The organism is Pseudomonas sp. PB3P13 (genome assembly GCF_054897735.1).
In genome coordinates, this window is the sequence record NZ_CM142702.1 from 18920 (window position 1) to 40537 (window position 21618).

The following is a 21618-nucleotide window of genomic DNA, read 5'->3' on the forward strand; positions in this document are numbered from 1 at the left end:
CGCTTAATCTCTCAGTCATTTGGCGCCAGGCGCCGCGTTTCTTTAGAGGTCTTACCGGCTACACCTACAATGAAGGAACCGGGCCCCTAGAAAAGAGCGCTGCTTTATACCAGAAAGACTGGAAAGCAACAACAATCGGTGTGAGCAGAATCGACAAAAACCCCGATTTACAGACTCCGAGTGCCTTGAACAAAGGCTGTCGTCGATATTTACCGCTCGTCGCAGAAAATCGAACAGCGCGCCGATCTGGCGCTTCCATCGGCAACCACGCACTGAAAACAATCGCACATAGTCCGCTTAAAATGAAAAAGGGGATAGTCATTTGCAAAAGAGCCCACTAGGGTAACCCTTTTCCAGACTGCACTTGCAGATGGGCCTTCGATCTGTAAAGGAATCCGACCATGCGCCTCGCTGCCCTACCGCTGTTGCTCGCCCCTCTTCTGCTGAGCCCATTGGCGCAGGCTGCCGCACTCAGTGTTTGTACCGAGGCCAGTCCTGAAGGGTTCGACGTGGTGCAATACAACTCACTGACCACCACCAATGCGTCGGCTGACGTGCTGATGAATCGCCTGGTGGACTTCGACACAGCCAGTGGCAAAGTGGTTGCCGGCCTCGCCGACAGTTGGGACGTTTCCGCTGACGGTCTGACCTATGTCTTCAAATTGCATCCGCAGGTGAAATTCCACCGCACCGACTATTTCAGCCCCTCCCGCGAGCTGACCGCAGAAGACGTTAAGTTCAGCTTCGACCGCATGCTCGATCCGGCAAACCCGTGGCACAAAATAGCCCAAAGCGGCTTCCCGCACGCGCAATCGATGCAGCTCCCCGCGCTGATCAAGAAGATCGACGCGCTGGATCCGCTGACGGTGCGCTTCACACTCGACCACCCGGACTCGACGTTCCTGCCGACGCTCAGCATGGGCTTTGCTTCAATCTACTCCGCCGAATACGCGGACAAGCTGATGAAGGCTGGCACGCCTGAAAAGCTCAATAGCCATCCGGTCGGCAGCGGTCCGTTCATCTTCACGCGTTTTCAGAAAGATGCTTCCGTACGTTACAAAGCCAACCCGGACTACTTCCGCGGCAAGCCTGCGGTAGACCCGTTGATCTTCGCGATCACACCGGACGCCAACGTGCGCTTGCAGAAACTTCGCCGCAACGAGTGTCAGATCGCGCTATCGCCGAAACCGCTGGACGTACAGTCCGCGCAGAAAGAGCCGACCCTGAAAGTAGAAAAGACCGACGCTTTCATGACCGCGTTCGTCGCCATCAACAGCCAGCATCCGCCGCTGGACAAGCCGGAAGTACGTCAGGCCATCAACCTGGCATTCGACAAGGCCAACTACGTCAAAGCCGTGTTCGAAGATACCGCAGAACCCGCCAGCGGCCCTTACCCGCCCAATACCTGGAGCTACGCCAAAGGCTTGCCAAGTTATGCCCATGATGTGGAAAAGGCCAAGGCGTTGATGGCGAAGGCCGGTTTGAAGGATGGCTTCCAGACCACCATCTGGACCCGGCCGTCCGGCAGCCTGTTGAATCCCAACCCAAGCCTGGGCGCGCAGATGCTGCAATCCGACCTGGCGAAAATAGGCATTCAGGCCGAAATTCGGGTGATCGAATGGGGCGAGGTAATTCGCCGTGCCAAAGCCGGTGAACATGACTTGCTGTTCATGGGCTGGGCAGGCGACAACGGTGACCCCGACAACTTTCTCACGCCGCAATTTTCCTGCGCCGCGGTCAAGTCCGGCACCAACTTCGCCCGGTATTGCAACCAGGATCTGGACAAGCTGATCAGTGCCGGCAAGACCACATCCGAACAAGGCGTGCGCACCAAACTCTACGAACAGGCTCAGACACAGATTCAGCAGCAGGCCCTCTGGGTGCCGCTGGCTCATCCGACCGCCTTCGCACTGATGCGCAAAGGCGTCGAGGGTTATTCGGTGAGCCCGTTCGGACGCCAGGATTACGCCAGAGTGAGCCTCAAGCCCTAAGCTGCAAGCGACGAGCTGGAGCAGTCCTCACGACAGCTTTGGCTTGGGGCTTGACGCTCGCAACATGCAGTTTGTTCCTTTCACATCCACCCATACTCGGCCATCGACAGCGGCTCACCATCGCCGATAATGAAATGGTCGAGCACCCGTACATCGATCAGATCGAGTGCTTCTTGCAAGCGCTTGGTCAGCGTGCGATCGGCTTCACTGGGATTGGTGTTACCCGAAGGATGGTTGTGGCAGAGGATGACGGCGGCAGCATTATGCGCCAGAGCGCGCTTGACCACCTGACGGGGATGCACGCTCGTGCAGTCGATCGTGCCGCGAAATAACGCTTCAAAACTCAGTACCTGGTGCCTGGAGTCCAGAAACAGACAACCAAACACCTCGTGGGGCTCATGGCGTAGCATCGACTTCAGGTAATCACGAACGGCCTGGGGATTTTCCAGCGCCGATTTATGCCGCGCCCTTTCGGCCAGATGCCGCCGGCCCATTTCCAGAACCGCCTGCATCTGGGCAAATTTCGCTGGCCCGAGTCCTGACTGTCCGCTGAACGCTTGTTGATCAGCCTCCATCAGCGAACGCAGACCGCCGAACTGATTCAACAAGTGTCGTGCCAGATCGACAGCACTTTTACCGGACACGCCCGTTCTTAGAAAAATCGCCAGCAGCTCGGCGTCTGAAAGGCTCGCCGAGCCCAACTCCAGCAATCTCTCCCGCGGCCGCTCGGCTGCCGGCCAGTCACGAATACTCATAGCACCTCCCTGTCTGTGGGCGCCGCTGTTCCGTAGCGGTCGCTGTGATATCTTAGCCCATCTTTTTTGCGAGCGGTTTCACTCCTGGGGAGGGGGTATCGCCACGCAGTCATCAACGAAATGAAAGGCAGACCTATGCAGCGGCTGTATCGGAAACGCATTGTTCTGGGCGTCGGCGGCGGCATTGCTGCCTACAAGAGCGCCGATCTGGTTCGCCGACTGATCGATCAAGGCGCTGAAGTGCGCGTGGTCATGACCCGTGGCGGCAGCGAATTCATCACCCCGCTGACCATGCAGGCATTGTCCGGCCACCCGGTGCATCTGGACCTGCTGGACCCGGCCGCCGAAGCCGCGATGGGCCACATCGAACTGGCCAAGTGGGCGGACATGGTGCTGATCGCCCCGGCGACGGCGGACCTGATCGCGCGCCTGGCTCAAGGTATTGCTGACGATCTGCTGACCACGCTGGTGCTGGCCACCGACGCCATAGTGGCCGTGGCCCCGGCGATGAATCAGGCCATGTGGCGCGACCCGGCGACCCAGGCCAACCTGCAAACCCTCGAAAGCCGCGCGCTCAAGGTGTTCGGGCCGGCCTCCGGTAGCCAGGCGTGTGGCGACGTTGGTTTTGGTCGCATGCTTGAAGCCGTCGAACTCGCCCAGTGCGCGGCCGATTGCTTCCAGCGCCAGGCACTGACCGGCAAACACGTGCTGATCACCGCCGGCCCGACCCAGGAAAACATCGACCCGGTGCGCTACATCACCAACCACAGCTCCGGCAAAATGGGCTTTGCCCTGGCAGAGGCCGCGGTAGAAGCCGGCGCCCGCGTCACGCTGATCACTGGCCCGGTGCACCTGCCGACGCCGGATCGCGTCACCCGTATCGACGTGGTCAGCGCCCGCGACATGCTCGCTGCTTGCGAAGCGGCGATCCCCTGCGACGTATTCATCGCCTCGGCAGCGGTTGCGGATTACCGTCCCGAAGTCGTCGCCCCGCAAAAACTCAAGAAAGATCCTGCGAGCGGCGACGGCTTGTTGCTACAAATGGTTCGCAACCCGGACATCCTGGCCACCATCGCCACTCGCCCCGACCGTCCATTCAGTGTCGGTTTCGCAGCCGAAACCGAGCACTTGCTCGATTACGCGGCCCGAAAATTGAAAGACAAGAACCTCGATCTGATCGTCGCCAACGACGTCGCCAATCCGAGTATTGGCTTCAATAGCGAAGAAAACGCTTTCAGCGTGATCGACCGAGAGCTTCACGCCACACTTTTCGCCCAGACCAGCAAGAGCAAAATCGCTCGCCAGCTGATCACTTTTATCGCCGACCGTCTGAACCAGGTTTAATTTCCATGCACGCTTTGCAAGCCAAGATCCTCGACCCACGCATCGGCAGCGAGTTTCCGCTGCCGCAGTACGCCACTCCCGGCTCCGCAGGCCTCGACCTGCGCGCCATGCTGGACCAGGACATCGTGATCAAGCCGGGCGAAACCGTGCTGATTCCGACCGGCCTGTCCGTCTACATTGGCGATCCGGGCCTGGCCGCGCTGATCCTGCCGCGCTCCGGGCTGGGCCATAAGCACGGCATCGTGCTGGGCAACCTGGTCGGTCTGATCGACTCTGATTATCAGGGCCCGCTGATGGTGTCGTGCTGGAACCGTGGCCAGACCGATTTCAATATGGTCGTCGGCGAACGTCTTGCGCAACTGGTGCTGGTGCCGGTGGTTCAGGCGCATTTCGAGATGGTGGAAGAGTTCATTGAAACCGAACGGGGCGCGGGCGGTTTCGGACATTCCGGCAGTCACTGAGCTGACAGCTGCACCCCAGTGGCGAGCGAGCTTGCTCGCGCTGGAGTGCCGCCCCGTCACCGGAAGCACGCTGCCTCGTCACAAATTGCACAGATGTCATCTGGAAGGTTTAACACTGATATCAAGGCATTGGCCCGCCCTATGCTTACTGAAACCGATGTCATGGCTTTTCGCACCACGAACTCTCAGTGAAAAATGCCGTCATATCCTTCAGTTTGAGCCAGCCCCCGAGCATTTCGCAGGCTAGTCTGGTCACTTTCGAGATGGAGTATTTCCTCAGATGAACACCCCCGCCCAAGTCGCACCCAACTTCCCGGCCAGTATTTTCCGTGCTTATGACATCCGCGGCACCGTTCCGGAGTTCCTGAATGCTGAAACTGCCTACTGGCTCGGTCGCGCTATCGGCGCACAGAGTTTGTCCCAAGGTGAACCGAACGTTAGCGTGGGTCGCGATGGCCGTCTGTCCGGGCCTGAGCTGGTCGAGCAATTGATCAAAGGCCTGGCCGAGGCCGGTTGCCACGTCAGCGATGTGGGCCTGGTGCCAACGCCGGCGTTGTACTACGCCGCCAACGTACTCGCCGGCAAAACAGGCGTGATGCTGACCGGCAGCCACAACCCGGCGAACTACAACGGCTTCAAGATCGTCATTGCCGGCGACACCCTGGCCAACGAACAGATTCAAGCCCTGCACGACCGCCTCAAGACCAATAATCTGAGCAGCGGCCCGGGCAGCATCACCCAGGTCGAGATCCTCGACCGCTACAACACTGAAATCGTCCAGGACATCAAACTGGCCCGTCGCCTCAAGGTCGTTGTCGACTGCGGCAACGGTGCGGCCGGCGTGATCGCCCCGCAACTGATCGAAGCGCTGAACTGCGAAGTCATCCCGCTGTTCTGCGACGTCGATGGCAACTTCCCGAACCACCACCCGGATCCCGGCAAGCCTGAAAACCTCGTTGATCTGATCGCCAAGGTCAAGGAAACCAACGCCGATATCGGCCTGGCATTCGACGGCGACGGCGACCGCGTCGGCGTGGTGACCAACACCGGCAACATCGTCTATCCGGATCGTTTGTTGATGCTGTTCGCCCGTGACGTCGTCGCGCGCAATCCGGACGCGGAGATCATCTTCGACGTCAAATGCACCCGTCGCCTGACGCCGCTGATCAAGGAATACGGCGGCCGCCCGCTAATGTGGAAGACCGGTCACTCGTTGATCAAAAAGAAAATGAAGCAAACCGGCGCCTTGCTGGCCGGTGAAATGAGCGGGCACATCTTCTTCAAGGAACGCTGGTTCGGTTTCGACGATGGTATTTACAGCGCCGCACGTCTGCTGGAAATTCTCAGTAAAGAAAAATCCACCGCAGAAGAGCTGTTCGCCACATTCCCGAACGATATTTCCACGCCTGAAATCAATATCCATGTGACCGAAGAGAGCAAATTCAGCATCATTGATGCCTTGCACGACGCGCAGTGGGGTGAAGGCGCCGACCTGACCACCATCGACGGCGTGCGAGTCGATTACGCCAAAGGCTGGGGCCTGGTGCGCGCATCCAACACCACACCGGTGCTGGTGCTGCGTTTCGAGGCCGATGACGAGGCGGAATTGCAGCGCATCAAGGACGTTTTCAAAGTCCAGCTCAAGCGTGTTGCACCTGATCTCCAACTACCGTTTTGATTTATTGAAGCGCCTTTTATCGAAGTGCCGGAGCCCTGAATGACCCTCGAACGCGAAGCCGCCGCCAACACCGCCAAGGTCCTGTCCGAAGCGCTGCCTTACATCCGACGCTATGTCGGCAAGACGCTGGTGATCAAATACGGCGGCAACGCGATGGAAAGCGAGGAGCTGAAAACCGGGTTCGCCCGCGACATCGTGCTGATGAAAGCCGTGGGCATCAACCCGGTAGTCGTTCACGGCGGCGGCCCGCAAATCGGCGACCTGCTCAAGCGGCTGTCGATCGAGAGCCACTTCATTGATGGCATGCGCGTCACTGATGCGCAGACCATGGACGTGGTGGAGATGGTTCTCGGCGGCCAGGTCAACAAGGACATCGTCAACCTGATCAACCGTCATGGCGGCAGCGCCATCGGCCTGACCGGCAAAGACGCCGAGCTGATTCGTGCGAAGAAGCTCACCGTGACCCGCCAGACGCCAGAGATGACCCAACCGGAAATCATCGACATCGGGCAAGTGGGCGAAGTAGTCGGGATCAACACCGATTTGCTGAACCTGCTGGTCAAAGGCGATTTCATCCCGGTGATCGCGCCCATCGGCGTCGGCGCCAACGGCGAGTCGTACAACATCAACGCTGACCTGGTGGCTGGTAAAGTCGCCGAAGCGCTGAAGGCTGAAAAGCTGATGCTGCTGACCAACATTGCCGGCCTTATGGACAAGCAGGGCACAGTTTTGACGGGCCTGACAACTCAGCAAGTTGACGAACTGATCGCCGACGGCACGATTTACGGCGGCATGCTGCCGAAGATCCGTTGCGCGCTGGAAGCGGTACAAGGCGGCGTCGCCACCTCGCACATCATCGACGGGCGCGTACCAAACGCGGTATTGCTGGAAATCTTCACCGATACCGGCGTGGGCACCCTGATCAGCAATCGCAAGCGTCACTAAGCAATGGATACAAAAAGACCCCGCTCAGCCTGGTTGAACGGGGTCTTTTTTTGCCTGCAATCCCTGTGGGGGCGAGCTTGCTCGCGATAGCGGCTTGACAGTCAATGATAATGTCGAATGTTATGGCCTCATCGCGAGCAAGCTCGCTCCCACAGGGAAAAGCAGTTAGACGCCGAACCGGGCCCGGTAGGCTTCGACGGCTGGCAGGTGCTGCTTTAGCTGCGGATCGTCCGCCAGGAATTCCAGCACCTGATTCAGCGAAACGATGCTGATCACCGGGATACCGAAATCACGCTCAACTTCCTGAATGGCGGACAACTCACCGTTGCCACGCTCCTGACGGTTAAGGGCGATCAGCACGCCCGCCGCTTTCGCCCCTTCCTGGGATGCAATGATCTGCATGACTTCGCGTATTGCGGTGCCGGCAGTGATCACGTCGTCGATGATCAGCACCTCACCGGTCAACGGCGCGCCAACCAGGCTGCCGCCCTCACCGTGAGCCTTGGCTTCCTTGCGGTTGAAGCACCATGGCAAGTCACGTTCGTGATGCTCGGCCAGCGCAACCGCGGTGGTCGCCGCCAACGGGATACCTTTATACGCAGGACCAAACAACACGTCGAACGGGATGCCGCTCTCGGTGATGGCCGCCGCATAGAAACGACCCAGCTGGGCCAGTGCAGAACCGCTGTTGAACAGACCGGCATTGAAGAAGTAAGGACTGGTGCGCCCGGACTTCAGGGTGAACTCACCGAAGCGCAAAACCCCGCGATCGATGGCAAAACGAATAAAATCGCGCTGATACGCCTGCATGAAAAAAACCCCAAATACCACGGATTTAGCTAATTAGCTTGACGCCGTGTATCATACACGCACGCGATTTTTGGGGCCATTTATGCGGATCATCAGTGTGAACGTCAATGGTATTCAGGCTGCAGTGGAGCGAGGTTTGCTCAGTTGGCTGCAAGCACAGAATGCCGACGTCATCTGCCTGCAGGACACCCGCGCCTCCGCCTTTGAACTGGACGATCCAGCTTTCCAACTGGATGGCTACTTCCTTTATGCCTGCGAAGCCGAAGTACCCGCCCAAGGTGGCGTGGCTTTGTATTCGCGGTTGCAACCGAAGGCAGTCATCAGCGGTCTCGGCTTCGAGACGGCCGACCGCTACGGGCGCTACCTGCAAGCCGATTTCGACAAGGTCAGCATCGCGACCTTGCTGCTTCCTTCGGGGCAGAACGGCGATGAAGACTTGAACCAGAAATTCAAGCTAATGGACGATTTCGGCCGTTATCTGGATAAACAGCGGCGCAAACGGCGCGAGTACATTTATTGTGGCTCGCTGTACGTGGCGCAGCAAAAGCTGGATATCAAGAACTGGCGTGACAGCCAGCAGTCTCCGGGCTTCCTGGCACCTGAACGTGCCTGGCTGGACGAGATTGTCGGCAACATGGGTTATGTCGACGCCTTGCGCGAAGTCAGCCGTGAAGGCGACCAGTACAGCTGGTGGCCGGACAACGAACAGGCGGAAATGCTGAACCTTGGCTGGCGTTTCGACTACCAGTTGTTGACGCCGGGCCTGCGCCGTTTTGTACGCAGTGCGCGCCTGCCACGTCAGCCGCGGTTCTCGCAGCATGCACCGCTGATCGTGGACTATGACTGGACGCTGACCATCTAACAATTTGCCAGTTATAAAAATGCCCGTATCGCAAGATACGGGCATTTTTATTGTGCGCTATTACGGGTGTGGACCCCGACTTCAAACAGCGGCGAAAAATGGCAGCGCCAGGTACAACTTGATCACGATGACGTTGACGATGTCGATAAAGAACGCGCCTACCATTGGCACTACTAAAAACGCAGTCTGCGAGGGTCCGTAACGCTGAGTCACCGCTTGCATGTTTGCAATCGCAGTGGGCGTCGCGCCCAGTCCAAAACCGCAATGCCCTGCCGCCAATACGGCCGCATCGTAATTACTGCCCATGACTCTGAATGTCACGAAAATTGCGAAGAGCGCCATAACCAACGCCTGGGCAGCCAGAATGATGAAGATCGGCAACGCCATCGCAGCCAGATCCCACAACTTCAGGGACATTAGAGCGATCGCCAGAAACAGCGAGAGACTTACATTGCCCAATACCGAAACTTCACGCTCGAATACTTGATACAAGCCAAACGCCGACAGGCTGTTCCTTAAAAGCACACCGACAAACAAGACGCAAACAAACGTCGGCAACGCGAACGCGGTGTCGCGAAGCAGGTCATTCAAGAGAGTGCCGGCCAGCAAGCTTACGGAGATCAGCGCGAGCGTCTCGATAAACGAAAAAGGAGTAATCGAGCGCTCTTTGTTGGGCTGCTCAAAGCCTTTGGGCAGCCGTGGCTTTTCCTGCTCCAGGCCAGGCGTCTGGACACGCTTGATAAGCAGACGCGCCACCGGACCGCCAATCAAGCCGCCCAGCACCAGACCAAATGTTGCAGAAGCCAGGGCAAGCTCGGATGCAGAGGCCAGACCATACTGCTCGCTAAACGTCGCGCCCCATGCGGCGCCGGTACCATGACCGCCTGACAAGGTGATCGAGCCAGTTAACAAACCCATCAGCGGATCAAGGCCCAAGGCCGTTGCCAGGCTTATGCCCAAGGCGTTCTGGACCACCAGAAGCCCAATGACCACCAGCAGGAAAATCCCTACTGTCCGCCCGCCTTTCTTCAAGCTGGCGAAGTCGGCGCTCAAACCGATTGTGGCGAAGAATGCCAGCATCAAAGGCGTCTGCAATGAAGTGTCGAATCGAACTTCGACCTCAAAGGCTCGCAGAACCAGGAGGATAACCGCTACTACCAGACCGCCTGCTACGGGCTCGGGGATATTGTAGGCACGCAAAAAACCGATTCGCGCGACCAGTCCACGGCCCAGTAACAGAACTAAAGAAGCCGCTACCAGCGTTCCATAAAAATCGAGCTGCAACATTGGATACTCTTGTTTTACATGTTCAGAGACGCACTTTTTACCTGGGCACGCCTCGGAGACAGGTCGAGATTCCTCAACACTGATTAGACTTTTATTCAAGGACCTTCACTGGCCTGAACGTATCGAGATATTTCATTACAAATAAAACCCGGCGCAACTTTATCAATCGCTAAATCCGATTGCCAAGTATTCAATCCCGATATGCCGCCAGAGTTTGTGACCAAAGATGTATTTAGAATATATTGCTATTAAGTCGATACTAAGATGGAATACACAAACAGTAACTAATTTAAGGCACAACAAAAGCTTTGCAAAAAAAATGCCCCGACACGTCGGGGCATTTATCTAACAAGGAAGCACCGCTCGTTATTTAACCAAGCGCCATGTGAACGGATACCGATAAGGCACCCCTTCATTGGCCTTGAGCCCGGCAATGATGGACAAAACCATCGCGCCGATCAGTACCAGCGGCAGCAGCGCAAAACCTATCAACACCAGCATCAGCAGATAACAAATACCCGACACCAAGGCTACCGTGATCTGAAAATTCAGCGCTTCCTTGCCCTGCGCATCGATGTACGGATCGCTGTCACGTTTCCACTGCCAGAGTATCAACGGCCCAATCAAATGCCCGAATGGCAACCAGACACCCAGGAACGCAGAAAGGTGACAAAACATCGCCCACTGCCGAACCTCTTTGGTCGGAACCGGAAGCAGCTCTTGCTCGTCGCTCATGGCGGTCTCCTTGCCTGAAACGGATCAATCAGTCGGCCAAAGCGGCTTTTTGCAGTTCGAAGATTTCAGTCATGCCTTTCTTCGCCAGTTCGAGCATGGCGTTGAGGTCTTCCGGCTGGAACGGCGCGCCTTCAGCGGTACCTTGAACTTCGATAAAACCGCCGGCGCTGGTCATCACAACGTTCAGGTCGGTTTCGGCAGCCGAGTCTTCCAGGTAGTCGAGATCGAGCACCGGCTCGCCCTGATACATGCCCACCGAAACGGCGGCAATCATTTGCTTGAGCGGGTCGCCGCCCTTGAGGCCGCCGCGCTTCTTGATGACTTTCAAGGCGTCGACCAGCGCAACCATGGCGCCGGTGATGGAGGCGGTACGCGTACCGCCGTCGGCCTGGATCACGTCACAGTCGACATACAGGGTCACATCGCCCAGTTTCGACATGTCCAGGGACGCGCGCAACGAACGACCGATCAGACGCTGGATTTCCAGGGTACGCCCACCCTGCTTGCCACGGCTCGCTTCACGCTGGTTACGCTCGCCGGTCGCCCGCGGCAGCATGCCGTATTCGGCGGTCAACCAGCCCTGACCCTGCCCCTTGAGAAAACGCGGCACGCCGTTTTCGACGCTGACCGTGCAGATGACCTTGGTATCACCGAACTCGACCAGTACAGATCCCTCGGCGTGTTTGGTGTAGTTGCGGGTAATGCGGATCGAGCGGAGCTGATCGGCAGCGCGACCACTTGGACGTTTCATAGGGAATACCTGTACGGAGGACGGAAAACTGCCGAGCATTATAGAGCCGTGCGCCGGTACTGGGCACTTCTAATCAATCCGCCCGACGATTGAAGGCCCTGAACAGAGCATAGCCGACGGACTGCAGGGGTTTTGTCACAGCGTGTGTTTAGGCGCATCCGCTCCACTGCGCTACAATCCTGCGCCTTTGCTGCCTGTCGGCTTTCATTCACAGATTGCAGGTCCGCGACCCCTTGGGTCAGCGTCGACCTGCATTGCGAGGTACCTCCATGGTGCACAGCATGACCGCCTTCGCCCGCGTAGAAAAAGCGGGCACTCAAGGCACGCTGAGCTGGGAACTGCGCTCGGTCAATAGCCGCTATCTGGAGCCGCATCTGCGCCTGCCGGAATCGTTTCGCGACCTCGAAGGCGCGGTCCGCGAAGCGCTTCGCCAAGGCATCTCCCGGGGCAAGCTCGAATGCACCCTGCGCTTCACTGAAGAAAACACCGACAAACCGTTACAGGTGGACCAGGCGAGGGCCGCGCAATTGGTTGCGGCCGCCGAAACCATCGCCGGCCTCATCAAGAACCCGGCAGCGCTCAACCCGCTGGAAGTGCTGGCCTGGCCCGGCGTACTGGTCGGCGATGCAAGCGATCCGCAAGCGCTGAATGCTCAGGCCCTGGCGCTGTTCAACGAAGGCCTTGACGAGCTTAAGGCCGGCCGCGAACGTGAAGGCGCGGAGCTGGCACGCTTGATCAATGATCGTCTGAGTTCGATTGAAGAAGACGTGGTAACCCTGCGCACGCTTGTCCCGCAGATGCTCGCCACGCAACGCCAGAAAGTCCTCGACCGCTTTGCCGACATGAAGGCCGAGATGGACCCGCAACGTCTGGAACAGGAAATGGTCATGCTCGCGCAAAAAAGCGACGTGGCTGAAGAACTGGATCGCCTGAGCACTCACATCATCGAAGTTCGCCGGGTGCTCAAGTCCGGCGGCGCGGCCGGCCGGCGCCTCGACTTCCTGATGCAGGAGCTCAACCGCGAAGCCAACACACTGGGCTCCAAAGCCTTCGACCCGCGCAGCACCCAGGCGGCGGTCAACCTCAAAGTGTTGATCGAGCAGATGCGCGAACAAGTGCAGAATATTGAGTAAGGCAAACCCGACATGACCCACAGCACCGGCACCCTGTACATCATTTCCGCTCCTTCGGGCGCGGGCAAGAGCAGCCTGGTCAAGGCCCTCACCGACGCTGATCAAGAGATTCGCGTATCGGTTTCCCACACCACCCGCGCCATGCGTCCGGGCGAAGTGAACGGGGTGAATTATCACTTCGTTGAACGCGGCGATTTCGTGAAGATGATCGAACACGGTGATTTCCTGGAGCGTGCCGAGGTTTTCGGCAATCTCTATGGCACTTCGCAGAGTCATCTGCAGCAGACGCTGGATGAAGGTCACGACCTGATTCTGGAGATCGACTGGCAAGGCGCCGAGCAAGTGCGCAAGCTGATGCCACAAGCCCGTTCGATCTTCATTCTGCCGCCATCCCTGCAGGCTCTGCACCAGCGCCTGACCAACCGTGGCCAGGACAGTGACGAAATCATCGATGGGCGGATGCGTGAAGCCGTCAGCGAAATGAGCCATTACGTCGACTATGACTACCTGATCATCAACGACGATTTCGCCCATGCGCTGCGCGATCTGCAGGCGATTTTCCGCGCCAATCAGCTGCATCAGAAGCGCCAGCAACAGCGCAACGGCAAACTTTTGGCTGAATTGCTCGGCTGACCGGGGCTTCCCAAAACTGCTGCAAGGGCTTTACATTGGCACTTGCAGCGCGTTGAAGGTCTGCTCAAAAAATCAGCGCTTCCCTAATCGCTGGTGATTTTTTAAACTGTTCAGTCCGCTCGCCCAACCGGGCAGCGCGCATATTGCATTCGCTCCGAGGAATACCATGGCCCGCGTAACCGTTGAAGACTGCCTAGAACACGTGGAAAACCGCTTTGAGCTGGTCATGCTCTCTACCAAGCGTGCCCGTCAACTGGCCACCGGCGGCAAAGAGCCATTGGTCCCAGTAGAAAACGACAAGCCTACCGTTGTCGCCTTGCGCGAAATCGCCGAAGGCCTGATGAGCTACGAGTTCATCGCCAATGCAGAAATCGTCGAAGACGAACCGCTGTTCGCAGCGTTCGAGGACGAGTCCAACGAGGCCGTTTAAGCCTATGCCTGGTCGACGTAGCACGGCGCGGGGTCACAGCGAATGGCAGGAGTCATCATGCCGAGCATAGACGCCCTCGCCGATCGCTTATCGACCTACCTCGGCACGGACCAGGTCAACCTGGTCCGCCGAGCGTACTTCTACGCCGAACAGGCTCACGACGGTCAACGCCGCCGTAGCGGTGAGGCGTATGTCACGCATCCTCTTGCCGTGGCGAATATTCTTGCCGACATGCACATGGACCATCAGAGTTTGATGGCGGCGATGCTGCATGACGTGATCGAAGACACCGGTATCGCCAAGGAAGCGCTGCAAGCGCAATTCGGCGAAACCGTGGCCGAACTGGTCGATGGGGTCAGCAAACTGACCCAGATGAATTTCGAGACCAAAGCCGAAGCCCAGGCGGAAAACTTCCAGAAAATGGCCATGGCCATGGCGCGCGACATTCGCGTGATCCTGGTCAAACTGGCCGATCGCCTGCACAACATGCGCACGCTGGAGGTCCTGTCCGGCGAAAAGCGACGGCGGATCGCCAAGGAAACCCTGGAAATCTATGCACCCATTGCCAACCGGCTGGGCATGCACGCCATTCGCATAGAATTCGAAGACCTTGGCTTCAAGGCCATGCACCCGATGCGTTCGGCGCGGATCAACCAGGCCGTCAAGCGCGCCCGGGGCAACCGCAAGGAAATCGTCAACAAGATCGAAGAATCCCTGAGCCATTGCCTGGCAATTGATGAAATCCAGGGAGAAGTCAGCGGGCGCCAGAAACACCTCTACGGCATTTACAAGAAAATGCGCGGCAAGCGCCGGGCCTTCAACGAGATCATGGATGTCTATGCGTTCCGGATCATCGTCGACAAGGTCGATACCTGCTACCGCGTACTGGGTGCTGTGCATAATTTGTACAAACCGTTACCGGGTCGCTTCAAGGATTACATCGCGATACCCAAGGCCAATGGCTACCAGTCGCTGCACACCACGTTGTTCGGCATGCACGGTGTTCCGATCGAAATTCAGATCCGCACCCGTGAAATGGAAGAGATGGCCAACAACGGCATCGCCGCCCACTGGCTGTACAAATCCAGCGGTGACGAGCAACCCAAAGGCACCCATGCCCGCGCCCGCCAGTGGGTCAAAGGCGTTCTGGAAATGCAGCAGCGCGCCGGCAATTCGCTGGAATTCATCGAAAGCGTGAAAATCGACCTGTTCCCGGACGAGGTCTATGTGTTCACGCCCAAAGGCCGGATCATGGAATTGCCCAAGGGCTCCACGGCGGTCGATTTCGCATACGCGGTGCACACCGACGTCGGCAACAGTTGCATCGCCTGTCGGATCAATAGACGCCTGGCACCGCTGTCCGAGCCGCTGCAAAGCGGCTCCACGGTCGAGATCGTCAGCGCTCCCGGTGCAAGGCCGAATCCGGCGTGGCTCAACTTTGTCGTCACCGGCAAGGCGCGGACGCACATCCGCCATGCATTGAAACTGCAGCGCCGTTCCGAGTCGATCAGCCTCGGCGAACGCCTGCTGAACAAGGTCCTCAACGGTTTTGACAGTGCCCTGGACAAAGTCCCGGCGGAACGCGTCAAGGCGATGCTCACCGAGTATCGGCTGGAGCTGATCGAAGACCTGCTCGAAGACATCGGACTGGGCAATCGCATGGCTTATGTGGTCGCCCGGCGCTTGCTCGGCGAAGGCGAACAGTTGCCTGGGGCCGAAGGTCCATTGGCCATTCGCGGCACCGAAGGCCTGGTGCTCAGCTACGCCAAATGTTGTACGCCGATCCCGGGCGATCCGATTGTCGGTCACCTTTCTGCTGGCAAAGGCATGGTTGTGCACCTGGACAATTGTCGCAACATCAGTGAAATCCGCCATAACCCGGAAAAATGCATTCAGCTTTCATGGGCCAAGGATGTCACCGGCGAATTCAACGTCGAGCTGCGTGTGGAGCTGGAACATCAACGCGGGCTGATTGCCTTGCTCGCCAGCAGTGTCAACGCCGCCGACGGCAACATCGAAAAAATCAGCATGGATGAACGCGATGGTCGCATCAGCGTGGTCCAACTGGTCGTCAGCGTGCACGACCGCGTGCACCTGGCCCGCGTGATCAAGAAACTGCGTGCACTGACCGGCGTGATTCGCATCACCCGCATGCGCGCATAAGCCACCATTACAAGGAGTCATTCATGACCAAGACTGTTATCACCAGCGACAAGGCCCCGGCAGCCATCGGCACTTACTCCCAGGCGATCAAGGCTGGCAACACCGTTTACATGTCGGGCCAGATTCCTCTGGACCCTGAAACGATGGAACTGGTTGAGGGCTTCGAAGCCCAGACCGTTCAGGTGTTCGAGAACCTCAAGTCCGTGGCCGAAGCTGCCGGCGGCTCGTTCAAGGACATCGTCAAACTCAACATCTTCCTTACCGATTTGAGCCACTTCGCCAAGGTCAACGAGATCATGGGCAAGTACTTCGAGCAGCCTTACCCTGCCCGCGCCGCCATCGGTGTAGCAGCCCTGCCAAAGGGTTCGCAGGTTGAAATGGATGCCATTCTGGTTATCGAGTAAAGCGTCCGGCGCAGCTTCAAAGGCTGCGCCGTCGATGTAGGCAACGAAGCGTTCTGAAAGGATTCCAACATGCGCCAAGCGCTAGCTCTCTCGCTGGTCGCCCTGTTTCTGGGCGGTTGTGCCAGCGATCCTGCCGATCGTGATATCAGCGGCACCTGGATCAATCAGGTGGCGATCGATGCAGCCTCCAAAGGCGTCCCTCTGCGCGAAGCGCTTCAGGCTTATGGTCCAAACCTGGAGTGGGACGTCAACACCAAGGCCGCTCAGGCCCGCTACACCAATGGCTTTGAAAACGTCGACGGCAAGCTGCTGGGCGAAGCGTCCGGCGCCTGGAAAGTCGATTTTTATGGCAGCTCCGGCAGCGAGCTCAAACGTGACGGCAAGCAACTGACTCAGGCAGCCAGCGAGAACGAGCCCGAGCAGGTTTTCGACCGACCGCAGATTCCGGCACCCGACGGCGCGCCCTTCGGGTCGACCTTCGAACGTGCGCTGTATACCGCTTACATGGGCGGCAGCTGGAAAGTCATCAGTGGCCCCGGCATCGGCAATACCGTGCAGTTTCAAGCGGATGGCCAAGTGGCCGGCTTGCCCGGTGCTGACCGCTATGCGCTGTGCCTGGCCGGCGATTGCGCTTCAATGAGCAGCGGCAACGACAGCCTGTGGTTGCAATTGAACGGTCAGGGCAATGCCTGGATTTTTAACCGCAAGGGCAAAGAGCTGGAGATCCTGCAAGCCGTCAACACCGCACAAGCGGACGAGATGCCATCGTTCACGCCGGGCGAGCGCAAGTGGTTGCTGGAGAAGCAGTGATCTGCTTTTGAGGTTGACGCCAAACAACGTAGGAGTCAGGTCGCTGACTCCTACGTTGTTTGGCGTATTCGAAAGTCAGCAGCGACCTTCGAGGATCGCGGCATAGCCTTCGCGATAGGTCGGATACGTGGGCGTCCAGCCAAGCGCTTTCGCACGTGCGTTGCTGCAGCGCTTGCTCCCCGCCCGTCGCACGCTCGCATCGTCAGCCCAGTCCGTTACACCCAGATACTCACGCAACCAGTTCACCACTTCCGCCAGCGGTGCAGGCGCATCGTCGACGCCGATATAGATATCATCCAGCGCCTGGCCGCGGCGGTCCGCCTCAAGCAAATACGCCATCAAACCCGCCGCATCGTCGGCATGAATACGATTGCCATACAGCGGCGGATCGATCGCCACGCGATAACCGCGCCGCACCTGTGTCAGCAGCCATTCCCGGCCTGGGCCGTAGATGCCGGTCAAGCGTACGATGCTGGCGGGGATGCCGCTGTCGAGCGCCACTTGTTCGGCTTCCAGCATCAACCGGCCTGAATAACCGCTGCCCGGCACTGCCGGTGAGGTTTCGTCGACCCATTCACCTTCCTGCTGGCCGTACACGCTGCTGCTGGAAACGAACAGCAAGCGATTGGGCACTTGCCCATAATCGTCGAGCCAGCTCAGTACATGCTGCAAACCCTGCACGTACGCTGCGCGATAGCCTGCTTCATCATGATCGGTGGCAGCCGCGCAATACACCAGGTAATCCACTGCACCCACCGGCCAGGTGGCGGGGCAGTCTTCATTGAACAAATCGCCGGCCACACCGATCACGCCCTGGGGCAAACGTGACACGTCCCGGCGCAAGCCATGAACTTCCCATCCCAAAGCCAGTAGTTGCGTGGCCAGACGGCTGCCGACATCACCGCAGCCGGCAATCAAAACAGATGGCGCGGACATCCAGAAACTCCTATCGCAAAGGCACAGACTAGCGCCGGCAATGGACGAGCGGCTAGCAAAGAAGTAAAAAAAGTTACTGTATTACTTTTGTTAACAAGAATTACTTGCAATAATGCCCGCCACTTTTGTTCTCGGCCCTCGAGGCCTGGAAGAACATTTACCCTCTTTTTCTCTCAGGTCCGGCCAGCATGACACGCAATCATTTCCCCGCTTCGCCAACCAAACGACCTCGCGCATGGCGCGCTGTGGCCGCCCTGCTGCTCGGCTTGATGCTGGCGCCCACTGCCGCCTTCGCTGATGCCCAGGCTCCTGCCTCTCCCGCGACCCAAGCCGCTCCAGCGCCCGCACCTGTTGATCAGGCCGCTCCGGTCGTGACCCCGGTGGCCGCTGATCCCGCACAAGCCGTGGACGCCCCCGCCGAAGACGCGCCTGAAGTGCTCGAAGCCGACAACACCCTGGGCATGGCACACGACCTGTCCCCTTGGGGCATGTACCAGAACGCCGACATCATCGTGAAAATCGTGATGATCGGTCTGGCCATCGCTTCGATCATCACCTGGACCATCTGGATCGCCAAAGGCTTCGAGCTGATGGGCGCCAAGCGTCGTCTGCGCAATGAAATCGCCCACCTGAAAAAAGCCACCACGCTCAGGGAAGCCAGCGCTTCGGCGACCAAGCCGGGCACCCTTGCCAACCTGCTGGTGCACGACGCGCTGGAAGAGATGCGCCTGTCGGCCAACAGCCGTGAAAAAGAAGGCATCAAGGAACGCGTGAGCTTCCGCCTCGAGCGTCTGGTTGCCGCGTGCGGCCGCAACATGAGCAGCGGCACCGGCGTACTGGCCACCATCGGTTCCACCGCGCCGTTTGTAGGCCTGTTCGGCACCGTGTGGGGCATCATGAACAGCTTCATCGGCATCGCCAAAACCCAGACCACCAACCTCGCCGTCGTAGCGCCGGGTATTGCCGAGGCGTTGCTGGCCACTGCGCTGGGTCTGGTCGCTGCAATCCCGGCGGTGGTGATCTACAACGTGTTTGCCCGCTCCATTGCCGGTTACAAGGCTCAGGTGTCGGATGCGTCGGCGGAAGTCCTGCTGCTGGTCAGCCGTGATCTCGATCACCTGCCAACAGCCGAGCGCTCCACGCAACCGCATGTGGCCAAAGTAGGGTAATCCGCCATGGGCTTGCATTTGAAAGAAGGCGCAGACGACGATCTGGTCGAGAATCACGAAATCAACGTCACGCCGTTCATCGACGTGATGCTGGTGCTGTTGATCATTTTCATGGTGGCCGCGCCATTGGCGACCGTAGACATCAAGGTCGACCTGCCCGCTTCCACCGCCAAACCGGCGCCACGGCCAGAGAAGCCGGTATTTCTCAGCGTCAAGGCTGACCAGCGACTGTTCCTGGGTGAGGACGAAGTGAAGGCCGAGACACTCGGCGCCACGCTGGACGCCCGCACCAAAGGCAAGAAAGACACGACGATCTTCTTCCAGGCCGATAAAGGCGTGGATTACGGTGACCTGATGAGCGTGATGGATGCCTTGCGCGCCGCCGGTTACCTGAAAGTCGGCCTGGTCGGACTCGAGACGGCAGCCAAGAAATGATCACGACGCGCCAAAAGCTGACGCGTTACAGCGGGAGTCTGGCCGTGGTGCTGGGCGTCCATGCGCTGGCCATTGCGCTGGCGTTGAACTGGTCGTCTCGCCCGCCCATCGAACTGCCGCCGCAGGCGATGATGGTCGAGTTGGCGCCGGTTCCGGCCCCGCCACCGCCTGCACCGCCAAAGGTGATCACGCCACCGCAGCCGCCGACGCCGGTGGAAGAGCCGCCGATGCCCAAGCTGGCCGAAGCGCCGAAAGCCGAAATTGCGGTGCCCAAGCCAAAACCCAAGCCGAAGCCAAAACCGCAACCGCCCAAGCCCGTGGAGAAAAAACCGGAGCCGCCGAAGGAGAAGCCGACCGAGGAAAAACCGAGCGACGCGCAACCGACCCAGACACCAACGGAAAAATCCGCACAATCGGCACCCGTGCCATCGGCGGCGCAGCAAGCAGCCAAGGCCAGCTGGCAAGGCAGCCTGCTCGCGCACTTGGCCAAGTACAAAAAGTACCCGGCCAGTGCTCAGTCACGCGGCAAGGAAGGGTTGAACCGTCTGCGCTTCGTGGTGGACGCCGAAGGCAGTGTCTTGTCGTTCGAACTGGTGGGCCTCTCCGGCAACGCCGATCTCGACCGCGCGACACTGGAAATGATCAAGCGAGCGCAGCCGCTGCCCAAACCTCCGGCCGACATGTTGACCAACGGCTCGATCGAAATCGTTGCACCGTTTGTGTATTCCCTGGAAAAACGCCGCCGTTAAAGCGATCTCCGTAGCAGCCGGACGCAGGCTACGCCTGCTGCTACAAAAGGAAATATGGCTAGGGGCACCGAAAGGTGCCTTTTGTGTGTCTGCCACTGCCAAACGCGCATTGCCCGGTGTCACTCACCACACTCTGTCTGATAACGTGCGTCTATCGATTGCAGCCGTTATGCTTGGCTCGCAACTTCACGGACGCTCGCCATGACCCTTACTGAATTACGCTACATCGTTACCCTCGCCCAAGAGCAGCATTTCGGCCACGCGGCCGAGCGTTGCCACGTCAGTCAACCGACTCTCTCGGTGGGCGTGAAAAAGCTGGAAGACGAACTCGGTGTGCTGATTTTCGAGCGCAGCAAGAGCGCCGTGCGCCTGACCCCGGTTGGCGAAGGCATCGTGGCTCAAGCGCAAAAAGTGCTCGAGCAAGCTCAAGGCATTCGCGAACTGGCGCAGGCCGGCAAAAACCAGCTGACCGCTCCGCTGAAAGTCGGCGCGATCTACACCGTTGGCCCCTACCTGTTTCCGCACCTGATTCCGCAACTGCACCGGGTCGCTCCGCAGATGCCGTTGTACATCGAGGAAAATTTCACCCACGTGCTGCGCGACAAACTGCGCAACGGCGAGCTGGACGCGATCATCATCGCCCTGCCGTTCAACGAAGCTGACGTGCTGACGCTGCAGCTCTATGACGAACCGTTCTACGTGCTGATGCCGGCTCAACACCCGTGGACGCAAAAAGAATCCATCGACGCCAGCCTGCTCAATGACAAGAGCCTGCTGCTGCTCGGTGAAGGCCACTGTTTCCGCGATCAAGTGCTGGAAGCCTGCCCGACCCTGACCAAAGGCAACGACGGCGCCAAGCACACCACGGTGGAATCCAGCTCCCTGGAAACCATTCGCCACATGGTCGCCTCCGGCTTGGGCATCTCGATCCTGCCGCTCTCCGCCGTCGACAGCCATCACTACGCCCCTGGCGTAATCGAAGTCCGCCCGCTGACGCCACCGGTGCCGTTTCGTACAGTGGCCATCGCCTGGCGCGCGAGTTTCCCGCGGCCCAAAGCGATTGAGATACTCGCTGATTCGATCCGCCTGTGCTCGGTGGCCAAGCCGCCAGCGCCGGTGGTTGCCGGCTAAGCGACT

At 58.8% G+C, this 21618-nt stretch carries 21 protein-coding genes and 1 pseudogene; 16 read left to right on the forward strand and 6 right to left on the reverse strand.

From position 1 onward, the window contains the following. Positions 1-401 precede the first annotated feature (401 nt). Positions 402-1991 (forward strand): ABC transporter substrate-binding protein, encoded by a 1590-nt coding sequence (locus ACYZT1_RS00095; protein ID WP_462017104.1) that lies wholly within the window; start codon positions 402-404, stop codon positions 1989-1991. Between the two features lie 80 nt (positions 1992-2071). Here the strand turns inward: ACYZT1_RS00095 and radC are convergent, their stop codons facing one another. Further along, positions 2072-2746, reverse strand: a complete 675-nt coding sequence (radC, locus tag ACYZT1_RS00100; protein ID WP_462017105.1) for a RadC family protein — start codon at positions 2744-2746, stop codon at positions 2072-2074. Positions 2747-2881: 135 nt separating this feature from the next. On the opposite strand from radC, the gene coaBC reads away from it, so the two are divergent. The 4 genes and pseudogenes from coaBC (at position 2882) to argB (ending at position 7174) form a co-directional block, all read left to right on the forward strand. Then, the gene (gene coaBC, locus ACYZT1_RS00105) at positions 2882-4090 is read left to right on the forward strand and encodes a bifunctional phosphopantothenoylcysteine decarboxylase/phosphopantothenate--cysteine ligase CoaBC (RefSeq protein ID WP_462017106.1); all 1209 of its coding nucleotides are present in this window, start codon (positions 2882-2884) and stop codon (positions 4088-4090) included. Positions 4091-4095: 5 nt separating this feature from the next. Next, positions 4096-4551 (forward strand): dUTP diphosphatase, encoded by a 456-nt coding sequence (dut, locus tag ACYZT1_RS00110; RefSeq protein ID WP_462017107.1) that lies wholly within the window; start codon positions 4096-4098, stop codon positions 4549-4551. Between the two features lie 301 nt (positions 4552-4852). Further along, positions 4853-6229, forward strand: a pseudogene (locus ACYZT1_RS00115) (phosphomannomutase/phosphoglucomutase); the annotation flags it as partial. A gap of 39 nt (positions 6230-6268) precedes the next feature. Further along, positions 6269-7174, forward strand: coding sequence for an acetylglutamate kinase (gene argB, locus ACYZT1_RS00120; protein ID WP_462017108.1), 906 nt, complete (start codon positions 6269-6271; stop codon positions 7172-7174). A 165-nt stretch (positions 7175-7339) separates the two neighbouring features. Here the strand turns inward: argB and pyrE are convergent, their stop codons facing one another. Then, positions 7340-7984 (reverse strand): orotate phosphoribosyltransferase, encoded by a 645-nt coding sequence (gene pyrE, locus ACYZT1_RS00125; RefSeq protein ID WP_462017109.1) that lies wholly within the window; start codon positions 7982-7984, stop codon positions 7340-7342. 82 nt (positions 7985-8066) lie between these two features. Here pyrE and ACYZT1_RS00130 point away from each other — a divergent pair, with 82 nt between their 5' ends. Beyond that, positions 8067-8846 (forward strand): exodeoxyribonuclease III, encoded by a 780-nt coding sequence (locus tag ACYZT1_RS00130; RefSeq protein ID WP_028622400.1) that lies wholly within the window; start codon positions 8067-8069, stop codon positions 8844-8846. Between the two features lie 81 nt (positions 8847-8927). Here ACYZT1_RS00130 and gltS read toward each other — a convergent pair whose 3' ends face one another. The 3 genes from gltS to rph form a co-directional block, all read right to left on the reverse strand. Continuing rightward, entirely contained in the window at positions 8928-10133 is a 1206-nt protein-coding gene (gltS, locus tag ACYZT1_RS00135; RefSeq protein ID WP_462017110.1) for a sodium/glutamate symporter, read from the reverse strand. 366 nt (positions 10134-10499) lie between these two features. Continuing rightward, on the reverse strand, positions 10500-10868 hold the full coding sequence (locus ACYZT1_RS00140; protein WP_462017111.1) for a DUF4870 domain-containing protein: 369 nt from the start codon (positions 10866-10868) through the stop codon (positions 10500-10502). A gap of 28 nt (positions 10869-10896) precedes the next feature. Beyond that, positions 10897-11619, reverse strand: a complete 723-nt coding sequence (rph, locus tag ACYZT1_RS00145; protein WP_462017112.1) for a ribonuclease PH — start codon at positions 11617-11619, stop codon at positions 10897-10899. Between the two features lie 269 nt (positions 11620-11888). On the opposite strand from rph, the gene ACYZT1_RS00150 reads away from it, so the two are divergent. The 6 genes from ACYZT1_RS00150 to ACYZT1_RS00175 all read left to right on the forward strand — a co-directional run bounded on the left by ACYZT1_RS00150 (position 11889) and on the right by ACYZT1_RS00175 (position 17192). Further along, the gene (locus tag ACYZT1_RS00150; protein ID WP_462017113.1) at positions 11889-12752 is read left to right on the forward strand and encodes a YicC/YloC family endoribonuclease; all 864 of its coding nucleotides are present in this window, start codon (positions 11889-11891) and stop codon (positions 12750-12752) included. Positions 12753-12764: 12 nt separating this feature from the next. After that, positions 12765-13385: a guanylate kinase gene (gene gmk / locus ACYZT1_RS00155; RefSeq protein ID WP_462017114.1), complete on the forward strand. Its 621-nt coding sequence runs from the start codon at positions 12765-12767 to the stop codon at positions 13383-13385. 166 nt (positions 13386-13551) lie between these two features. After that, on the forward strand, positions 13552-13815 hold the full coding sequence (gene rpoZ, locus ACYZT1_RS00160; RefSeq protein WP_028622406.1) for a DNA-directed RNA polymerase subunit omega: 264 nt from the start codon (positions 13552-13554) through the stop codon (positions 13813-13815). 57 nt (positions 13816-13872) lie between these two features. Beyond that, entirely contained in the window at positions 13873-15978 is a 2106-nt protein-coding gene (spoT, locus tag ACYZT1_RS00165) for a bifunctional GTP diphosphokinase/guanosine-3',5'-bis pyrophosphate 3'-pyrophosphohydrolase (RefSeq protein WP_462017115.1), read from the forward strand. Between the two features lie 23 nt (positions 15979-16001). Further along, complete coding sequence (locus ACYZT1_RS00170; RefSeq protein WP_462017116.1) at positions 16002-16382, forward strand: RidA family protein; 381 nt, start codon at positions 16002-16004, stop codon at positions 16380-16382. Between the two features lie 69 nt (positions 16383-16451). Then, a complete protein-coding gene (locus tag ACYZT1_RS00175) occupies positions 16452-17192 on the forward strand; it encodes a hypothetical protein (protein ID WP_462017117.1) in 741 nt (246 codons plus the stop codon). Positions 17193-17267: 75 nt separating this feature from the next. Here ACYZT1_RS00175 and ACYZT1_RS00180 read toward each other — a convergent pair whose 3' ends face one another. Continuing rightward, entirely contained in the window at positions 17268-18128 is an 861-nt protein-coding gene (locus ACYZT1_RS00180) for an SDR family oxidoreductase (protein WP_462017118.1), read from the reverse strand. Between the two features lie 188 nt (positions 18129-18316). On the opposite strand from ACYZT1_RS00180, the gene exbB reads away from it, so the two are divergent. The 4 genes from exbB to ACYZT1_RS00200 all read left to right on the forward strand — a co-directional run bounded on the left by exbB (position 18317) and on the right by ACYZT1_RS00200 (position 21612). Further along, complete coding sequence (gene exbB / locus ACYZT1_RS00185; protein WP_462017119.1) at positions 18317-19297, forward strand: tonB-system energizer ExbB; 981 nt, start codon at positions 18317-18319, stop codon at positions 19295-19297. Between the two features lie 6 nt (positions 19298-19303). Then, complete coding sequence (gene exbD / locus ACYZT1_RS00190; RefSeq protein WP_462017120.1) at positions 19304-19732, forward strand: TonB system transport protein ExbD; 429 nt, start codon at positions 19304-19306, stop codon at positions 19730-19732. After that, positions 19729-20481 carry an energy transducer TonB family protein gene (locus tag ACYZT1_RS00195; RefSeq protein ID WP_462017121.1) on the forward strand — a complete coding sequence of 251 codons (753 nt, stop codon included), beginning with the start codon at positions 19729-19731 and terminating at the stop codon, positions 20479-20481. Before exbD ends, ACYZT1_RS00195 begins: the two co-directional genes overlap by 4 nt. A gap of 201 nt (positions 20482-20682) precedes the next feature. Continuing rightward, entirely contained in the window at positions 20683-21612 is a 930-nt protein-coding gene (locus ACYZT1_RS00200) for a LysR substrate-binding domain-containing protein (RefSeq protein ID WP_462017122.1), read from the forward strand. Positions 21613-21618 lie beyond the last annotated feature (6 nt).

What these genes read in the sequence shown, in the direction of transcription:
- ACYZT1_RS00095 (WP_462017104.1), top strand. Translation starts at nt 402, where the DNA reads ATGCGCCTCGCTGCCCTACCGCTGTTGCTCGCCCCTCTTCTGCTGAGC.
- radC (WP_462017105.1), bottom strand. Translation starts at nt 2,746, where the DNA reads ATGAGTATTCGTGACTGGCCGGCAGCCGAGCGGCCGCGGGAGAGATTG.
- coaBC (WP_462017106.1), top strand. Translation starts at nt 2,882, where the DNA reads ATGCAGCGGCTGTATCGGAAACGCATTGTTCTGGGCGTCGGCGGCGGC.
- dut (WP_462017107.1), top strand. Translation starts at nt 4,096, where the DNA reads ATGCACGCTTTGCAAGCCAAGATCCTCGACCCACGCATCGGCAGCGAG.
- argB (WP_462017108.1), top strand. Translation starts at nt 6,269, where the DNA reads ATGACCCTCGAACGCGAAGCCGCCGCCAACACCGCCAAGGTCCTGTCC.
- pyrE (WP_462017109.1), bottom strand. Translation starts at nt 7,984, where the DNA reads ATGCAGGCGTATCAGCGCGATTTTATTCGTTTTGCCATCGATCGCGGG.
- ACYZT1_RS00130 (WP_028622400.1), top strand. Translation starts at nt 8,067, where the DNA reads ATGCGGATCATCAGTGTGAACGTCAATGGTATTCAGGCTGCAGTGGAG.
- gltS (WP_462017110.1), bottom strand. Translation starts at nt 10,133, where the DNA reads ATGTTGCAGCTCGATTTTTATGGAACGCTGGTAGCGGCTTCTTTAGTT.
- ACYZT1_RS00140 (WP_462017111.1), bottom strand. Translation starts at nt 10,868, where the DNA reads ATGAGCGACGAGCAAGAGCTGCTTCCGGTTCCGACCAAAGAGGTTCGG.
- rph (WP_462017112.1), bottom strand. Translation starts at nt 11,619, where the DNA reads ATGAAACGTCCAAGTGGTCGCGCTGCCGATCAGCTCCGCTCGATCCGC.
- ACYZT1_RS00150 (WP_462017113.1), top strand. Translation starts at nt 11,889, where the DNA reads ATGGTGCACAGCATGACCGCCTTCGCCCGCGTAGAAAAAGCGGGCACT.
- gmk (WP_462017114.1), top strand. Translation starts at nt 12,765, where the DNA reads ATGACCCACAGCACCGGCACCCTGTACATCATTTCCGCTCCTTCGGGC.
- rpoZ (WP_028622406.1), top strand. Translation starts at nt 13,552, where the DNA reads ATGGCCCGCGTAACCGTTGAAGACTGCCTAGAACACGTGGAAAACCGC.
- spoT (WP_462017115.1), top strand. Translation starts at nt 13,873, where the DNA reads ATGCCGAGCATAGACGCCCTCGCCGATCGCTTATCGACCTACCTCGGC.
- ACYZT1_RS00170 (WP_462017116.1), top strand. Translation starts at nt 16,002, where the DNA reads ATGACCAAGACTGTTATCACCAGCGACAAGGCCCCGGCAGCCATCGGC.
- ACYZT1_RS00175 (WP_462017117.1), top strand. Translation starts at nt 16,452, where the DNA reads ATGCGCCAAGCGCTAGCTCTCTCGCTGGTCGCCCTGTTTCTGGGCGGT.
- ACYZT1_RS00180 (WP_462017118.1), bottom strand. Translation starts at nt 18,128, where the DNA reads ATGTCCGCGCCATCTGTTTTGATTGCCGGCTGCGGTGATGTCGGCAGC.
- exbB (WP_462017119.1), top strand. Translation starts at nt 18,317, where the DNA reads ATGACACGCAATCATTTCCCCGCTTCGCCAACCAAACGACCTCGCGCA.
- exbD (WP_462017120.1), top strand. Translation starts at nt 19,304, where the DNA reads ATGGGCTTGCATTTGAAAGAAGGCGCAGACGACGATCTGGTCGAGAAT.
- ACYZT1_RS00195 (WP_462017121.1), top strand. Translation starts at nt 19,729, where the DNA reads ATGATCACGACGCGCCAAAAGCTGACGCGTTACAGCGGGAGTCTGGCC.
- ACYZT1_RS00200 (WP_462017122.1), top strand. Translation starts at nt 20,683, where the DNA reads ATGACCCTTACTGAATTACGCTACATCGTTACCCTCGCCCAAGAGCAG.